Here is an 18,155-nt window from a genome sequence, read left to right on the forward strand (position 1 = left end):
AGTCCCTCCTGTGAAAATGATATAATAAGAAGATAACAAGCTCTCAAGAAAATGCCAAAAGGAGAACGGATCGGATGAAATTACTCTATACGGATGTTCGGACCCCCTTGACCCAGGTCCTGACACAAGAAGCCGTAGGGTTAGTAGAAGATGGCAAGCGTGTGTTTTACATTGCACCCAACTCTCTTTCCTTTGAAAAAGAAGCCAAGGTCTTGTCCTATTTAGAAGGTCAGGCTTCTTTTGCCATTACCGTCACGCGCTTTGCCCAAATGGCCCGTTATTTCATCCTGAATCAGGTCTTTGAGGAGCAACCCTTGGATGATATCGGTCTCGGCATGTTATTTTTTAAAGCTCTTTCCCAGATGAAGGAGCAGGATCTCAAAGTTTACGGGGCCCTGCGTAAGGATCCTCAGTTTATCCAGCAACTGGTCCAGCTCTATCATGAATTGCAGACGGCCCAGATGGATTTTACCGATTTAGAGTTGCTCGAGGAAGCTGAAAAAAGAGAGGACCTCTTGGCGATTTTTGAAGCGGTCTCTGAGATGCTGGTCCAGCACCGGTATGAATCCCAGTCCAAGATGGCCTTTTTCCTCAATCAGGTCGAAGAAGGGCACTTGGAAGAGCAATTACAGGATGTAGCGATCGTTGTCGATGGCTTCACGCGTTTTTCTGCGGAAGAAGAGGCCTTGATCAGTCTCCTTCACCGAAAAGGAGTGGAGATTGTCATCGGAGTCTATGCCAGTGAAAAAGCCTATCGGGCAAGCTTTAGAGAGGGAAATCTTTACCAAGCCAGTGTTGACTTTCTCCTCCAGCTGGCAAAGACTTTTGAGGTACAGCCTCAGTATTGTGGGCAAGCGATCGAAGACTCCTTTAGTCGTATTACCCGCATGCTAGAAGCGCGCTACGATTTTTCACAAGTGGAAAATGAGCTGGAGGACCAAGATCGAACAGCTGTCCAACTCTGGCAAACCAATACGCAAAAAGAAGAGTTGGAATTTGTTGCTAAATCCATCCGTCAGCGTCTTCATGATGGGGCCCGCTATCGGGATATTCGGGTCTTGTTAGGCGATGTAGAAGCTTATCAACTACAGCTCAAGACCATTTTTGACCAGTATCAGATCCCCTTTTATTTGGGACGAAGTGAAGCCATGGTCCACCATCCCTTGATTCAGGTCATTGAATCGCTAGGGCGGATCAAGCAGTTCAATTACCAGACAGAAGACGTCATCAATCTGTTGAAAACGGGTCTGTACAGTGATCTGACGCAAGAAGAAGTCGATGCTTTTGAGCAATACCTTCGCTTTGCAGAAGTAAAGGGTGCTACAAAATTTCACAAGCCTTTTACTAGCAATCGTCAGGGTAAGTTTAATTTGGAAGAGCTCAATACTCTCCGAGAACGCGTCGTCGAACCTCTAGTTCCTTTCTTTTCACAGCGCAAACAAAAGGTGACCCATCTCTTAACCGCCTTTACAGAGTTTCTGCAAGAGGCCCAGCTTTCTCAGAATCTACAAGCTTTGATAAAGGATCTAGCCTTGGAGGAGCAGGAGCGCTATGACCAGGTCTGGAAGGCCTTTCTCCATGTTTTAGAGGAGTTGAACCTGGTCTTTGAGGACCAAGAGCTGACCGGAGATGACTTTTTGGCCCTCCTCTTATCGGGGATGCAATTGTCTCAATACCGGACAATTCCTGCTACGGTCGATGTGGTGACGGTTCAGTCCTATGACTTGATTGAACCCTTGACAGCGCCGTATGTCTACGCGATCGGGCTGACCCAGGAGCGTTTTCCAAAGATTGCTCAGAACACCTCTCTACTCAGTGAAGAAGAGCGCCAGCAGCTCAATGAGGCCACCCAAGAAGGAGCAGAGCTCCAGGTGGTGACCAGTGAAAATCTCAAGAAGAATCGCTTTGTGGCGGTTTCGCTCCTCAATGCGGCGACCAATCAACTGGTCCTATCGGCCCCTAGCTTGGTCAATGAAATGGAAGATAGTGTCTCTCCTTACCTTGTCGAATTGACTAAGAAACCTATTGCCATCGAGTGGACGACCAAACAAACCCAAGCCTCGAGTGATGATATCGGGACCTACCGGGCCCTCCTAGCGCGCGTGATCGAACTCCATCAAGAAGAAATTACGAGTGAGTTGTCTCCTGAAGAAGCCAGCTTTTGGGATGTGGCGGTACGGGTCTTGCGCAAGAAATTAGCCGCTGAAGGCATCCAGATTCCTCAGATTTCAACGGAATTAAAGAGCCGTCAGCTTCAGTCGGATACGCTTCAAGCGCTCTATCCAGAGGGAAAAGCCTTGACCTTATCCGCTTCTGCCTTGAATGAATACTACAAGCACCAGTATGCCTTTTATCTGCGCTATGTCTTGGGCTTACAAGAGGATGAAACGATCCGGCCAGACGCCCGCAGTCATGGGAATTTCTTGCATCGGATCTTTGAACGAGTATTAAAAGATGGCTCCGATCAAGCGTTTGATCGGCGTTTAAACGAGGCGATTCGAGAAACCAGCCAAGAAGCAGAGTTCCAACAATTGTATGGAGAAAATGGAGAGACCGAGTTTATTCGCAACTTGCTTCTTGATACCGCGAAAACGACGGGGCGGGTCCTCGCCCAGCAAAATGGGATCGAGACCATCGGTGAGGAGACCCTCTTTGGCGGAAGTACCCACACCTCTTATCCATTGTCCGATGGCCGTCTCCTGCAGCTACGTGGCAAGGTGGACCGCATTGATCAATTGAGGGATCGGGGAGCCCTCGGAGTCGTGGACTACAAGTCCAGTCTGACGCAGTTCCACTATGACAAGTTCTTTAATGGCCTGAATTCTCAATTGCCGACCTATCTTTCTGCGATTCAGGATTTGAAGGAATACCAAGAGGAGCAGGGGATTTTTGGAGCCATGTATTTGGAAATGGGAGATCCTGTGGTGGATCTGAAAAAGACCAAGACAGTAGAGGATGCCATCAACCAAACCATGAAAAGTCAACAGTACAAGGGGCTCTTTATGGCAGATCAGGCGCCTTATCTGGGCGAGGCCTATGATAAGAACAAGGCTATGATGCTGAGTAAGGAAGAGCTGGACTTGCTCCTCTTGTACAACGCTTATCTCTATAAAACAGCAGCAGAAGGGATCCTCAAGGGGCAATTTGCCATCAATCCCTATAGTGAAAATGGGCGCAATATCGCACCATTCGTGGAGCAGTTTAAATCCATCACAGGATTTGAAGCGGATCGTCACCTAGGTCAGGCACGGTTCTTGACCAAACTAGACCAAAAAGGAATACGCGGTGAAAAGGTGAAAGCCGCTTGGATCGAGAAGATGAAGGAGGTCTTGAACAAATGATCAAACAAGCATTTTTGACAAGAGAAGAAATCAAGGCCCTCCAGGTCCAAGAGGCAGCTTCTACCAAAGAGCAAAAGCGGACGCCAGAACAGATCGATGCCATCTATAGTTCGGGGACCAATATCCTGGTGTCGGCCTCTGCTGGATCAGGAAAGACCTTTGTCATGGTGCAGCGGATACTGGATCAGATGCAGCGTGGCATTTCGATTAAGGAGCTCTTTATCTCGACCTTTACGGTCAAGGCAGCAGGGGAGCTCAAGGAGCGTTTGGAAAGTGAACTTGGAAAAGCCCTGCAAGCGAGTGATGATCCAGAGCTCAAGCAACACCTGGCCCGTCAAATCGCAGATGTCGCCACCAGCGATATCGGAACCATGGATTCCTTTACCCAAAAGGTCCTAACGCGCTATGGCTATTTGCTTGGGTTGGCGCCTCAGTTTCGCATTTTACAAAATGCTAGTGAGCAGCGCCTCTTACAAAATGAAGTCTTTCAAGCTGTTTTTGACCGCTATTACCAGGGGGAAAATCAAGAGGCCTTTGTGCAGATGGTCAAGAATTTCACGGGACAGCGCAAAAATTTATCCTTGTTTAAAGAACAGATCTACCAGATCTATGACTTTCTTCAGTCGACCAGTGATCCGGAGAAATGGCTGGAAGAGCATTTCCTAAAAGGTTATGAGGAGACCGATTTTGACCAGGTTGAAGGCGATCTGATGGAGAGCATCCAGCAGGCCCTTTATGAAGCAGAAAGTTTTTTTGCCTTTCATTTGTCCAATGAGGGCCAAGTATTTGGCAAGGCCAAATATTTGGAAGCTGTGCAGGAAGTGCTCGATCAGATTGGAAGCCTGACAGGTCGCACCAATAAAGAACAACTGACTTCGGTCCTAAAGGCAGTCGTGGCGATTAGTCGGGCTTCAAATGGGGGAGCCTTGACCAATAGAGCCCGTAAGGAAGAGCTAAAAGACCTAGTCACAGCCTATAACCAGGATAAAACCATACATATCAATCGCCTCAGAGACTTGGAAAATCAGCTCTATCAGCTGGAATTTCAACAATCCTTCCACCAAGAAGAAGGCCCCATGCTCTCCTTGCTCCGGAACTTTATCAGAGACTTCGCTCGCGCTTATCTGGAGCGAAAAATCCAAGAAAAAGCTTATGAATTTGGGGATATCAGTCATTTTGCCATTCAAATTTTAGAGCAATTCCCAGAGGTGAGACAAGCCTATCAAGAGCGCTATCATGAGGTCATGGTCGATGAGTACCAGGATACCAACCATACCCAAGAGCGGATGTTGGACTTGCTGTCAAATGGTCACAATCGCTTCATGGTGGGGGATATCAAGCAATCCATTTACCGCTTCCGTCAGGCAGATCCACAGATTTTCAATGACAAATTTAAGGCTTACCAAGAAGAAGGGGCGAAAGGGAGGTTGATCCTCCTCAAGGAAAATTTCCGGAGTCATGTGGAGGTATTGGACGCGACCAATGATGTCTTTCGCCATTTGATGGACGAAGAGGTAGGAGAGATTGACTACAATCAAACCCACTATCTGGTCGCAGGAAGCGACAAGCAACGGATGGCCTTGCCACAACATCGGGCAGAATTTTTGCTCTATGATGGCTCCCAAGATCAGGAAGAAAAGACCGAAGACGAGGAAGCTTCCCTTGGAGTCGAGACGATTTCCAAGGGAGAAATTCTCCTGGTCATCAAAGAAATTTTACGTCTCCATCGGGTAGAAAAAGTGCCCTTTAAAGAGATCACGCTCTTAACGGCGACTCGAACGCGAAATGATGCGATTCTGGAAGCTTTTGACCAGTACCAGATCCCGATTGTGGCAGATAGCGGACAGGCGCATTATCTTGAGTCACTGGAAGTGATGGTTATGTTGGATACCTTGCGGACCATTAACAATCCCTTGCATGATTATCCCTTGGTAGCCCTTATGAAATCCCCTATGTTTGACTTTGATGAAGATGAGTTGGCACGGATTTCCTTGCAGACCCTTCCAGAACAAAAGCAAATGGCCTTCTACCACAAGGTCCAGTTAGCCCTTGAAAAGACTGCAGAGCATGCAAATCTGATTGATGCCAAGCTCACAGCTAAAATCGAGAACTTCCTCAAAGTTTTATCTACTTGGAGAGCTGCTGCCAAGACCCGTTCGCTCTATGATTTGCTGTGGAAAATCTATGAGGATCGCTATTACTATGACTATGTCGGCGCCCTTCCAAATGGGGCCCAGCGCCAGGCCAATCTCTATGCCTTGACGCTTCGGGCCAATGATTATGAGAAGGCCAGCTTTAAGGGCTTGTCGCGCTTCATTGCCATGATTGACAAGGTGATCGAAAATGAACACGATTTGGCCAGTGTCCCTCTTGCAGCACCAAAAGATGCCGTCCAGCTCATGACCGTCCATAAGAGTAAGGGACTGGAATTCAAGTATGTCTTTATTCTCAATATGGATAAAGCCTTTAACCGTAAGGATCAATCGGGGCCGATTATCCTCAGTCGTCAAAAAGGGATTGGCTTTAAATATGTAGCGAACCTGCCGGTTGAGACAGAGAATCCAGCTGCTCCAGAAACCATTCGCCTGCAGATCGAAACGCCTTGCTACCAACGCAATGTGGAAGAAACAAAATTGGCCACAATTTCTGAGCAGATGCGTCTTCTTTATGTCGCTATGACGCGGGCCGAGCTCAAGCTCTATCTGGTTGGAAAAGGCCGTGAGGACAAACTGCGCGATACCGATTGGGGGACCAGTCGTAATGGCAAATTGGATCCGGAAAAACGAAAAGAATGGACCTCTTATCAGGACTGGCTCTTTGCCATTCAAGATGTGTTTACCAAGAATACTCTGGCCTATGACACGCGTTTTGTGACAGACGAAGACCTGACACCAGACCAGCTGGAACCGCTAGAGAAGGAGAAGGATTCCCGCCTGGATCAGCTCAAGGATGTCCGTCAGTCCGAGGATATTCGTCGGGCCTTGGATATCTTGGAAAATGTTGATCGGATCAATCAGCTCTATGCTCCGGCCATTCATTTGCCAAGTGTCCGTACCCCTAGTCAGATCAAGAAATTCTACGAGCCAGTCATGGATGCCAATGGCGTCCAGATTATGGATGCAAAGACTGTGACGCCTGACTTTGAGCTTCCAACTTTTGGTCAAGAAAAAGCCGTGACAGGAGCCCAAGTCGGTAGTGCTGTCCATGAACTCATGCAGCGCATGCCGCTTGAAGAAGAAATCACGTTGGATACACTGCGTCAAGCCTTGGAGCAAGTTCAAGCAGAGCCAGCGGTCAAAGCCCGCATCAAGCTAGAGGCCATCCTTGCTTTCTATGAGACACCTTTGGGGGCCTTGCTTCAAAAAGAAGCCCCACGAGTCCGTCGCGAAGCTCCCTTTGCCATGCTGAAGAAAGATCCAGCCAGTGGAGAGGACTTCGTCGTGCGGGGGATCTTGGATGGTTACTTGGTGCTAGAAGATCGGATCCTGCTCTTTGACTACAAGACAGATCACTACAAGGTTCCTAGCCAATTGGTCGTACGTTACCGGGATCAGCTCGATCTCTATGCAGAAGCTCTTCGTCGTTCTTATGGCAAAGAGCAAGTAGAAAAATACCTGGTGCTTCTAGGTGGCCCCCATCTAGAAGTGGTGAAAGTGGAGTAAATCATGGCAATTGCACAGGAAAACATCGAACGGATCCAAAGAATGGAAGGTTATTTGAATGACTATGCCAAAACTTTGGAAGAAACCAAAAAAGCAGTGGATCAGCTAAGAGAGCATCAAGAAAGCTATATCCAACTGCGCGATTATTATAGTAGTCAGGCCTATTTTGATGATTTAGACTTGTCCAATCAGGCTGACTTTCCAGAAGATCTACCATGTGGTGTCTTGTCCGAAGATGTCGTCTATGATTTATTAGACGAGCATTTTCAGATGGGAGTCGAACTCTTGGAGATCGCAACGAAGATGATCAAAGAACGGTGAATTCATTCTTTATATTTTATCTTTCCTTAGGTGACGGCGGACGCTAGCGAACTTCTACGAAGTTCCATAGCTAATTATTGAGCCTAGGGTCTCAATAATTCCGAGTACCTGAAACAGCTCCTGTTTCAGGTACTTTTGTCACTGCGGAAAGAAAAATATGTAAATGATGACATAGAGAATTGTGGGATTACTTGACTAATTCATTGGATATTTCTGCTGACTTATTAAAATGTAAAAGCAACTAACAGATACAAAAAAAGCCCCGGTTTCCCGGAGCTTTTTCTTTTGATTAGTGTGAGACACGGCGACGTGCTGCTTTTTTGCGGTTTTCTTCGATGAAAGCTGCTTTCTTTTCTTCTGGCTCGATTACTTTTTTCTTGAATGTGTAAACTGCACCTGCGACAGCAGCAACTGTACCAGCAACACCAGTAACAAAACCTTTACCAAATCCTTTAGCCATGAGAATTTCTCCTTTTCTGAACTTTAAATATTTATGTTATAATATATGGTAACGAAAAAACGTGAATTTTGCAAGGAAAAACGATGAAAACCAAGATAATTGTGATTGTGGGACCGACTGCTGTTGGAAAAACGGCTCTTGCGATCGATTTGGCGCAAGCCCTCAATGGTGAAATCATCAGTGGCGATAGTCAGCAAGTCTATCGCAAGCTGGATATTGGAACAGCCAAGGCGACACCAGAAGAGCAAGCTGCAGCTCCCCATCATTTGATCGATGTGCGGGAGGTGACCGAGTCTTACTCGGCTTTTGATTTTGTAAGAGAAGCCAAGCAGGCTATCGAGGATATCACAGTTCGAGGCAAGCTCCCCATCATTGCAGGTGGGACGGGCCTTTACATCCAAAGTCTTCTTGAAGGCTATCATCTTGGTGGTGAAGTTCCCCATGAAGAGATTCTGGCCTATCGGGCTCAATTAGACTTGCTGTCGGATGAAGACTTGTACCAAAGGGTGACGGAGCAAGGACTTGTGATTCCTCAGATCAATCGCCGTCGGGCCATGCGGGCTCTTGAAATTGCGCATTTTGGCCAAGACCTAGCAAACGAAGAGACGGACTTTGAACCCTATCTGATCTGTCTAGATGATGACCGGTCCTTGATCTATGATCGCATCAATCATCGAGTAGATCGCATGCTAGAGGAGGGCTTACTAGAGGAAGCCCGTTGGCTCTATGACCATTATCCAGATGTGCAAGCCAGTAAAGGGATTGGCTACAAGGAACTCTTTCCCTACTTTAAGGGGGAGCAAAGCCTTGATGAAGCCAGTGAGATCCTCAAGCGCAACACCCGGCGTTTTGCCAAACGGCAGCTGACCTGGTTTCGAAATCGGATGGAAGTGACCTTTTACGCCATTTCTGGCCCCCACTTCAAGGAGCAGGTTCTTGCAGATGTAAAGGAGTTTTTACAATATGATTGAAACAGAAAAGAAACAAGAACGCATCCTATTGGTCGGTGTGGAACTACAAGGCATGGACAATTTTGATATGTCGATGGAGGAGTTGGCGAGCCTGGCTAAAACAGCTGGTGGAGATGTTAGGGGCTCCTACACACAAAAGCGGGAGAAATACGATACCAAGACCTTTGTCGGCTCAGGAAAACTAGAAGAAATCGCTCAAATGGTCGAAGCAGATGAGATTACGACCGTGGTGGTCAATAACCGCTTGACCCCGCGTCAAAATGTCAACTTAGAAGAAATCCTTGGGGTTAAGGTCATTGACCGGATGCAGTTGATTTTAGATATCTTTGCCATGCGGGCTAGGAGTCATGAAGGGAAGTTGCAGGTACACTTGGCCCAGCTCAAATACCTCTTGCCACGTCTTGTCGGTCAAGGGATCATGCTCAGCCGTCAAGCTGGGGGAATTGGTTCTCGTGGACCAGGGGAAAGTCAGTTGGAGTTGAATCGCCGGAGCGTTCGCAATCAAATCACCGACATCGAGCGCCAGCTCAAGGCAGTTGAAAAGAACCGAGAAACCCTTCGTGAAAAACGCTTGGAATCACCTGTTTTCAAGATTGGTCTGATCGGCTATACCAATGCAGGAAAGTCGACTATTATGAATCAGTTGACCAGTAAGAGCCAGTATGAAGCCGATGAACTCTTTGCGACCTTAGACGCCACAACCAAGAGCATCCACCTAACAGGCAATCTGCAAGTGACGCTGACCGATACGGTTGGCTTTATCCAAGATCTACCAACAGAGTTGGTTTCGAGCTTTAAGTCAACCTTGGAAGAAAGTAAGAATGTGGACCTTCTGGTCCATGTCATCGATGCGTCTGATCCCAATCATGAAGAGCATGAAAAGACGGTGCTTTCGATCATGAAGGACCTGGATATGTTGGAGATCCCTCGTTTGACTCTTTACAACAAAGCAGATAAAGTAGCAGACTTTACTCCAACCCAGACACCTTTTAGCTTGATTTCAGCGCGCTCTGAGACAGCCCGTGAGGATCTCCAGGCTTTGCTTCTAGAAAAACTGAGTGAACTCTTTGTTCCCTTTACCATTCGCGTTCCTTTTTCAAAATCTTATCGGACACATGATCTAGAAACAGTTGCGATCATTGACCAGCGCGAATTTGAAGAGGATGTCGAGGTCATTAAAGGCTATATCGCAGAGAAAAATAAGTGGAAGTTGGAAGAATTTTATGACGGATTACGTTGATTTAGCAATAAAATATGGAGGCTATACCAGCCTCGATCGGGTCTACCTGACCAATCTTTTAAGCACAATCCCTGAGGAATTGCGTCTCCGTGTGATTACGCCTCCCCCAAGTGTGATCAACGCCTATTTCGCAGAGCTCTATCAAAAGAAGAGCCCCAAGGAGGCCATGGATTATTTCTTGGACTTGAGTCGGGTATTTGACTTATTCACAGTTCAGCAAAGCTTTGATGAACGAAAGCCATTTATCCGCCTCAATTTATCAGGTAAATCTTATGGCTTGGCCTACGCAAATGAAGAGCTAGCCTGTGTCTTTGCTGAAGATCCAGCAGAGGATATCAACCCTGCCATTTTATTCGAAATTGCAGAGATCTTTCCACATTGTTTGGTCTTTGAAAAAGATGATAAGATCTGCTTGCAAGAGGCTGAACCAGAAGTGGTCACTAAAACAGAAGCCCTCTCAGCCCTGACTGATTTGATGACCTTGGAAGATGGACGCTTGAAACTGTCAGGATATAACCAAGAAGAGCTTCTCGAGCTAGCGCAAGCCTACCCAGGCGACCTTTCTTTCCGTTCAGAGAACCGGACGGCCATGATTTATATAGATAGAAAGTAGACAATGGACATTCAATTTTTAGGAACGGGAGCTGGGCAACCCTCAAAAGCCCGTAATGTATCGAGCCTAGCGCTCAAATTGCTGGACGAGATCAATGAAGTCTGGCTCTTTGATTGTGGCGAAGCGACACAGAATCAAATTTTAGAAACGACTATTCGTCCGCGAAAGGTTAGCAAGATCTTTATCACTCACCTACACGGAGACCATATTTTTGGTTTGCCAGGTTTCCTCTCTAGTCGGGCCTTTCAGGCCAATGAAGAGCAGACGGATCTAGATATCTATGGACCAGTAGGAATCAAATCCTTTGTGATGACTAGTCTTCGCGTATCAGGCTCTCGGCTACCTTACCGCATCCATTTTCATGAATTCGATGAACATTCTCTAGGTAAGATTTTAGAAACCGATAAATTCACGGTTTATGCGGAAGCTTTGGACCACACCATTTTCTGTGTGGGTTACCGGATCATGCAGAAGGACTTGGAAGGGACGCTCGACGCAGACAAGCTGAAGGCAGTGGGCGTTCCATTTGGTCCGCTCTTTGGCCAGGTCAAAAATGGACAAGATGTCACCCTTGAAGATGGGACTAAGATCATTGCAGCGGATTATATTTCAGCCCCTCGGCCTGGTAAGATTATCACGATCCTTGGAGATACCAGAAAGACTGATGCCAGCGTCCGCCTTGGAGTCAATGCGGATGTCCTCGTCCATGAGTCTACCTATGGCAAGGGCGATGAGAAGATTGCTAAGAAACACGGTCACTCGACCAATATGCAGGCAGCAGAAGTGGCGCGTGAAGCTGGAGCCAAGCGCCTTCTTTTGAACCACATCAGTGCTCGCTTCTTATCAAAAGACATCAGCCAATTGCGCAAGGATGCGTCCAGCATTTTTGAAAATGTCTATGTCGTCAAAGATTTGGAAGAAGTGGAGATCTAAGATGCGCACCATTCTCATAACAGGAGCAAGTGGAGGCTTGGCCCAAGAAATGGTCAAGCTCCTCCCTGAAGATCGGCTGATTCTCCTAGGTAGAAATCAAGAAAAACTGGAACAACTCTATGCTAGTCATCCTCAAGCTGAATGCATCGGGATCGATATCACTGATTCCTCAGCCGTCCAAGATTTGGTAGAAGAGCTCTATCAGCGCTATGGACAGATTGATATCTTGGTCAACAACGCAGGCTATGGGATTTTTGAAGAGTTTGACCAGATTACCAATGAGCAAATTCATGCCATGTTTGAAGTCAATACCTTTGCCCTCATGCAGCTCTCACGCTTGATGGGTGCGCACATGAAGGAAGCAGGCAAGGGGCACATCGTCAACATCGTCAGCATGGCGGGTCTCGTCGCAACTGCCAAATCCAGCCTTTATTCGGCCACCAAGTTTGCGGCCATTGGTTTCTCCAATGCCCTGCGCTTGGAACTGATGCCCTTTGGTGTCCATGTGACGACGGTCAATCCAGGCCCCATTCGGACCACTTTCTTTGATCAGGCAGACCCAGACGGAAGCTATGTGAAAGCTGTGGATCGCTACATTTTGGAACCGGACTTTGTAGCCAAGAAGATTGTGAAGAACTTTGGAAAACCAAAACGTGAGCTCAATCTTCCTTGGCTTTTGAACCTGACCCACAAGCTCTATACCCTTTTCCCACGAATCTCGGACAAGCTAGCGAGCAAGATGTTCAATTTCAAATAGGAGGAGATCGATGGCCGCAAATATTCAAGCCTATTTAGAGAACCTCCGGCAACCCTGGGGACAGATCTATTATGATATCCTTTTTGCCCAATTACAGGACATCAAGGGAAAACGGGTGCTTGATTTCGGGAGTGGTTTTGGCTTTGTAGCCAACCACCTGGCACAAAACAATGAGGTCCTTGCTGTGGAACCTAATGAGGAAATGGTGGCTTTGCGGGCCCAGGACCATCCTTACCAGCAACTCGTCGGAAGTCTGGACCAGTTAGCAAGTCTTGAAGATGCTAGCTTTGATGTCATTCTCTGCCACAATGTCTTGGAGTATGTAGAGGATCGCAAGGTGATTCTAAAGGCATTCACTCGTCTCTTGAAACCAGGAGGCCTGCTCTCTATCGTCAAGCATAATGAGGTTGGCCGCGTTCTGCAGACAGTCGTCTTTGAAAATGATACTCAAAAGGCGCTTGATCTCTTAGCAGGTCAGGACTTGGAAACTCACTCCATGGGCTTGGCTCAGGCCTATGATCTCGGTGCAGCAGTAGAAGACTTAGCCCTTGAAGTCAAGGATTACCAAGGAATTCGAGTCTTTTATGCCTTGCAGGACAACCGCTTCAAAGGCCAAGAAGGCTGGCGAGAGTCTATGCTTGAGATGGAGCTGGCCGTTTGTCAAGAGTCCCCTTACCGAGATATCGCCTTCTTCCAGCACTATACCTTAAAAAGGAGTTAAGATGTTACATTATAAAAAAGAAATTCCAGCGATGGAAGACCTACTCGCACTCTACAGCTCGGTTGGCTGGACCAATTATACCAAGAACCCAGCTATGTTAGAAGAAGCCGTCAAAGCCAGTCTCTGGCAGTTGGCCGTCTATGATGAGAAAGAGCTCGTCGCCTACATTCGCTTGGTAGGAGATGGCCACTCTGTCCTTTTGGTACAGGACCTTTTGGTACGACCAGATCACCAGCGCCAAGGCATTGGAAGGAAACTCTTAACAGAGGCTTTAGCGACCTTCCCAAATGTCTATCAACGGCTCCTCGTCACAGAACGTAGCGAGAAGAATCTAGCCTTTTACCAGTCACTAGGCTTTGTTGAACTTTCAGAGCAAGCCTGTACAGGGATGATATATATGAAATAAAGAGAGTGGGACAGAAATCGGTAATTCGTTAGAATTCGATTTCGTCGTCCCACCTCCGCACAGTTGAGTAGGGCTGTAAAAGCTGATGAAATCAGCGTAGTAGAGCCCACTCAACCACTGCGTCTTGCTTGACAATCCAAAAATAATTGAGAGGCTAGGACTTTTGTCCCAGCCTCTTATCTATTTGACTGACAAAAGGGGAGTTTGATGGTAAAATGAGGAAGAGATCAGGAGGAGATGGAATGAAGAAGAAAATAAAATGGGGCCTTGTCTTATGTTCGGTACTTATACCAGTATGTTTGAGTGCCTGCAAACAAGGAACTGTAGAAAAACAAGGTTCTTCGAATAAAGAAGTACAGAAGAAAATCGATCGAAAAAACATTCATTTTGATAAGACAGGACCAGCTGCATCATTTGATTGGAATGCTAAGAGTGGTAATAAATACAGAACATTTGATCATGATCCTTCATATATGAGATCAGCTCCGAGTGACGGGATTTCTAAATATAGTCTGCAACAAAATGAAGCTCCTCTCGATGAAGAGGGAAAAGTTCAAAAAGCTTTGCAAGTAGTTGAAGCAATTTACATTGACCAAGATGAAATGGACACAGTAGTCAAGGCTAGTGGAGTAATGAGTCAGGAAGAAATGTATAACCAGATCTGGAAGGACTATATTGTTCCTAAAATAGAAGAAAGTAATAGGACCTTTGATTCAAATACTTATTTTGAGTATCTAGGAGAAAAATATCCGCTCAAAATCTATGGTCCCATGTATTTAAAATTAATGACCAATGCTCTCCCCACTGAAAGGAGTTACGAATTAAAGGGATATGCAGTTAAGGGGAATAAGGTAGTCCTAAAAATTCAAACACCAGTCTATAGTCCAAATCAATTACCAAGAGGAAAAGGGTACAGATCTAGTGTTGATCCCAATAATCCAAATGAGATCATGTATGCTTGGTTAGATGAACTACACCAGAACTATGCTGAAAAAGACAACCGAGGAGACCATCTTTCTTATATAATGCTTTCTACCATCTTACAACATTTAGTTAAGGAAAATTTTAATGCGCGTTTTTCAACCGGTAGTATGAGTGGTAGTACGGAAATGACGATCGAAATGGAGGTGACCAACCAAGGTCAAGTCCAAATTGATACTAAAAATTTGGCACTCTTGTTACAAATTCATCAACAAATGCAGAAAGCTAATCAATCTGGAGGTGGAAATGATAATAGTATCTTTTGGCCCATCATTACTGATAGCGTCACCGATGAAGGAAAGGTAAGTGAAAAGCTAAAAGATTTTAACCCACAAAATCCAGTCAAAAAATATGCAATTGGAGAGCCAGTCGTTTTCGGAAATGGAATAGTCGTAACGTTGGATAGTGTACGTGAAGAACCGAACCTAGATATTCAAGACGATCAGGAATTTGTTGATAAAAATAAAAATCAACACAAAATCATTGTTCAGTTTACCATTTCAAATCCAACTCATCTAACCGTTGCAAATGCCCCTGATTATAGCAATGTCGAACTCTATGACGGCCATGGAACAGAATCTCATATGTTAACGAGTACGTTAAATTATGATCAACCACATGTTTTTGAAGCAGGAGAATCTGGTATATATAAAATTAACTATTTAACAGATGGGGATGGACCATTTACGATCGTTTATGGTGATGCAAAATGGGTCATTCCAAAATAAAGAAGAATCCTAATTTTTAGTCAACTTATTGTAAAAGTTAATTAGTTTAAGAAATGATAAGAAGTTTCAGTTATCAATGAATTATTAAAAAATTTATTCATATGCGGTTGGAAAAGTCGGAAGACTTTTAAAGAAAACTGACGAACAAATAAGGTAAAAGAAGCGTACAGAAAGTAGAAAAGAGAGAATGAAGAAGGTTTTTAAATCAATCAAGTTTTGGATATTTGTATTACTCGTTATCTTGGCAGGAGGCTGGTTCATCCAGTATGAAATTCATAAGCATGAGATTTCACAGTTTGTAGATTGGAAACCTCGTCCAAATATTGTTGATTCCCAATTTATTGCAGGTGGGAAAGCAGTAGCTATTCAATGGGAGAATAAAAAAGAAGTGGATGAGGCGCTGGAAGCATATTCGTACAATCCAAATGTTGATGTTATATGGTTTATAGACGGTGGAAATAGCGAACGGTATATTGCACAAGAAAGTTACAAATTGAAATCACGACCAGGAACCGGTAGTTATGATTCTAGTAAGAAAATTCATTATTTATCTACAAATAAAGCACAAAAGGGAGAGTACTGGCTCATTGATGTCTATGATACCAAGGACAAGCGCTTAGTGAAGAAAACGTATGATGTTTTTAAGATAGTACGAGATATGAATAAAAATTATATCCCTTTATATGTTTCAGTTTCTTCTATAATGTTGGATACAGATGATGGAGAAACATACATTCCGATTAATATTCTTGTTGATAAGAAAGATAAATACATTGTAGAACCTGGAGATATCCATGTCGAAACAGACTATAATGTGCAAATTGGGTTGATGAATGTTAAAAGTGGAAAGATCACCTGGAAAACCTCATCAGGCAAAGATTATAAACAAGTTCAAAAAGAAAGTCGAGAAAGCTACAAAGACTTGCATCCATTTGAATACAATTTTGAAGGAGGACAATTGCAGCTCCAACATTCACGTTTGTTATTTACAGATCGTAGTGATTATACTAAGGACATCCCATTGAAAACACTCTATCCGAAAGTATATTCGATTTTTCGCAAAGGGAATGATCCAACTACTGTAAAATGGGGTGAAGAATATACAAAAGGGGAGAATGCCTATCTATACTTTCTTGGACCAGAAGATCTCAACTTTGATATTTCATTTTTGGAACTGCTTTATAAAGTTCCAGAGGGTCGTTCAGGTGGATGGTATGATGTCCTACAGTATCATAAGATACCAGCAGAGCTTTCAAAAGATGGGCAAGAACATCATGTGAATAACAAAAAGGAGTTTTTCCAATATTTTAAAAAGGAATTAAATCAAAGTAACGATGCTACAGAGTTCTCATTGCTGAGACGCTTATATGAAGTACAGAACTACGTGGTCTCTAGAGATTTTGGTCAGTCCTTCGGTAACCTTACCATACCAGCTGAGTATACTAAAGATGGGAAGGTTCATGTCGTTCAAAATGATGAAGAATTCTTCAAATATATGGATTTAGAGAAAATTCCTAATAAAAAGATGAAAGAAGATATTAAAAAAATGTTCCCATACGATGTAAAAAATTAATGGATTAGGTTGAATTTGGCAAGGAGGTTAGGCTATGAAGCCCAATTATTTCAAACTATTCGCAGGAATCCCACTTATTCTATGTTGCCTGTTTCTTTCCAGTTGCAAGATCATGAAACCGAGTGATTATAAAAAGGCGAAAGAAGTTGTCAGCAGTGAGCTTGCTAAGGTTGGTCTGCATGGGGATATTAAAATTAATCGTCTTTCCTGGCAGGCTTTAGAAATTCCAGGTTATAAAGTTGATTTTACTTATTCGGAGAAAACCTATGACGGTCAAACCGTACCTCTTGAGGTGCATGCTTTCTTACAAAATGACTGGTCTGATCCCTATGGACAAACCACTCCAAGTTATAAAGAAGTTTTTACAGAGCAGAAGACTGTACAGAAAAAAGAGGCCCAACTACTGGATAAGCTTAAAAAGCAGGATCTAGGCCTGACTCTCTCTTATTTTCATTTTCTTCCCAATGTTGATTCTTCTTATCAAAAGGAGGCTGCAGAAGAATTGGAAGAGCTGGCGGCTCAAAATAGGCAAGAAGGAAAGAACGATTTCGCGGGTTATTACCAGATTCCCTACGCCACTCTTATTCAAAAGGGGCTGGTTCGTATGATGATCTCAGTAGAAGACGACCAAGAGATCCAGGAAAAGGATTTAAAAGCTGCCGCTAAAAAGTTGGATGCCAGTGATCTTCCAGATGGTGATTATGATTTCTATTACCTGGATTTCAAGAATAAAGATCATGAATCCATCTCTTATCATTTCAACGTTAAGGATGGACAGGTTGTGAAATTGGATCAGTAAAAAAGATAAAATAGGAAAACGACAGTTCAGGACAAAGGTCCCTGAGCTGTTTTTGTTATCTATTAAAGAAACACAGGATAAAAAAAGAGAACCCTGCGGTTCTCTCTTATTTGTTTCAACTTCTATGAATGAGAGTAGAAGTTTCTTCGTTAGGGGGTTGATAGAAGTATGGACTGTTCCTAATGATACTATTAGTTATCAGTCAATTTCCGTTTGATTCCAACAGCACCTGCTAAGACAAGAATTCCTGAGAAGACAAGTCCAGATGCAACAACTTCACCTGTATTTGGAAGAAGCGGTTTGCGACGTCCACCATTGTTTCCACCATTTGAACCAGGCGCATTTGGTGTCGTTGTGGTACCAGAATGACTAGGTTTATTTGGATTTTCTGTTGTAGTTGAAGAAGTCTTAGGTTCTACAGTTGTAGTCGTAGTTGTTGTTTCTTCCTCACTACTATTGTGGTTTTCTGGCTCTTCTGGTGTTGTAGTTGAAGTAGTCGTAGGTTCATCGGTAGTCGTTACTGTAGTCTTAGGCTCTTCAGTTGTAGTTGAAGTAGTCTTAGGCTCTTCAGTTGTAGTTGAAGTAGTCTTAGGCTCTTCAGTTGTAGTTGAAGTAGTCTTAGGCTCTTCAGTTGTAGTTGAAGTAGTCT

The 18,155-nt window shown here is 44.5% G+C and carries 15 protein-coding genes; 13 read left to right on the forward strand and 2 right to left on the reverse strand.

Going from position 1 to position 18,155, the window contains the following annotated elements:
- Positions 1-74: 74 nt before the first annotated feature.
- From rexB to QM870_RS09620, 3 genes are read left to right on the forward strand one after another with little or no spacing between them, the layout of a single operon-like run.
- The gene (gene rexB / locus QM870_RS09610) at positions 75-3,341 is read left to right on the forward strand and encodes an ATP-dependent nuclease subunit B (protein ID WP_414369409.1); all 3,267 of its coding nucleotides are present in this window, start codon (positions 75-77) and stop codon (positions 3,339-3,341) included.
- On the forward strand, positions 3,338-7,003 hold the full coding sequence (addA, locus tag QM870_RS09615) for a helicase-exonuclease AddAB subunit AddA (protein ID WP_272144588.1): 3,666 nt from the start codon (positions 3,338-3,340) through the stop codon (positions 7,001-7,003). The genes rexB and addA overlap by 4 nt, the downstream gene beginning before the upstream one ends.
- A 3-nt stretch (positions 7,004-7,006) precedes the next feature.
- Positions 7,007-7,324, forward strand: a complete 318-nt coding sequence (locus tag QM870_RS09620; RefSeq protein WP_155199780.1) for a DUF4298 domain-containing protein — start codon at positions 7,007-7,009, stop codon at positions 7,322-7,324.
- Positions 7,325-7,613: 289 nt separating this feature from the next.
- Here QM870_RS09620 and QM870_RS09625 read toward each other — a convergent pair whose 3' ends face one another.
- The gene (locus QM870_RS09625) at positions 7,614-7,784 is read right to left on the reverse strand and encodes a DUF3042 family protein (protein WP_003014881.1); all 171 of its coding nucleotides are present in this window, start codon (positions 7,782-7,784) and stop codon (positions 7,614-7,616) included.
- Positions 7,785-7,867: 83 nt separating this feature from the next.
- Here QM870_RS09625 and miaA point away from each other — a divergent pair, with 83 nt between their 5' ends.
- From miaA to QM870_RS09675, 10 genes are all read left to right on the forward strand, one after another.
- Positions 7,868-8,755, forward strand: coding sequence for a tRNA (adenosine(37)-N6)-dimethylallyltransferase MiaA (gene miaA, locus QM870_RS09630; RefSeq protein ID WP_414369410.1), 888 nt, complete (start codon positions 7,868-7,870; stop codon positions 8,753-8,755).
- Complete coding sequence (gene hflX / locus QM870_RS09635) at positions 8,748-9,995, forward strand: GTPase HflX (protein ID WP_414369412.1); 1,248 nt, start codon at positions 8,748-8,750, stop codon at positions 9,993-9,995. Before miaA ends, hflX begins: the two co-directional genes overlap by 8 nt.
- Positions 9,979-10,608, forward strand: a complete 630-nt coding sequence (locus tag QM870_RS09640; RefSeq protein ID WP_313790473.1) for a cystathionine beta-lyase — start codon at positions 9,979-9,981, stop codon at positions 10,606-10,608. The genes hflX and QM870_RS09640 overlap by 17 nt, the downstream gene beginning before the upstream one ends.
- Before the next feature lie 3 nt (positions 10,609-10,611).
- Positions 10,612-11,541, forward strand: coding sequence for a ribonuclease Z (rnz, locus tag QM870_RS09645; protein WP_118095363.1), 930 nt, complete (start codon positions 10,612-10,614; stop codon positions 11,539-11,541).
- A gap of 1 nt (position 11,542) precedes the next feature.
- Positions 11,543-12,298, forward strand: coding sequence for an SDR family NAD(P)-dependent oxidoreductase (locus QM870_RS09650; protein ID WP_118095362.1), 756 nt, complete (start codon positions 11,543-11,545; stop codon positions 12,296-12,298).
- Between the two features lie 10 nt (positions 12,299-12,308).
- Positions 12,309-13,019 (forward strand): class I SAM-dependent methyltransferase, encoded by a 711-nt coding sequence (locus QM870_RS09655; RefSeq protein WP_118095361.1) that lies wholly within the window; start codon positions 12,309-12,311, stop codon positions 13,017-13,019.
- Position 13,020: 1 nt separating this feature from the next.
- The gene (locus tag QM870_RS09660; protein ID WP_049491465.1) at positions 13,021-13,425 is read left to right on the forward strand and encodes a GNAT family N-acetyltransferase; all 405 of its coding nucleotides are present in this window, start codon (positions 13,021-13,023) and stop codon (positions 13,423-13,425) included.
- Between the two features lie 242 nt (positions 13,426-13,667).
- The gene (locus QM870_RS09665; protein WP_272144574.1) at positions 13,668-15,134 is read left to right on the forward strand and encodes a hypothetical protein; all 1,467 of its coding nucleotides are present in this window, start codon (positions 13,668-13,670) and stop codon (positions 15,132-15,134) included.
- Positions 15,135-15,321: 187 nt separating this feature from the next.
- Positions 15,322-16,707: a hypothetical protein gene (locus QM870_RS09670; protein WP_414369414.1), complete on the forward strand. Its 1,386-nt coding sequence runs from the start codon at positions 15,322-15,324 to the stop codon at positions 16,705-16,707.
- Positions 16,708-16,741: 34 nt separating this feature from the next.
- Entirely contained in the window at positions 16,742-17,506 is a 765-nt protein-coding gene (locus tag QM870_RS09675; protein WP_303469665.1) for a hypothetical protein, read from the forward strand.
- Positions 17,507-17,697: 191 nt separating this feature from the next.
- On the opposite strand, the gene QM870_RS09680 is transcribed toward QM870_RS09675, so the two are convergent.
- Positions 17,698-18,155 (reverse strand): LPXTG cell wall anchor domain-containing protein (locus QM870_RS09680; RefSeq protein WP_414369416.1); only part of this gene is annotated, 458 nt, incomplete at its 5' end.

Source organism: Streptococcus parasanguinis (assembly GCF_047463195.1).
GTDB classification, from domain to species: Bacteria; Bacillota; Bacilli; order Lactobacillales; family Streptococcaceae; genus Streptococcus; species Streptococcus parasanguinis_R.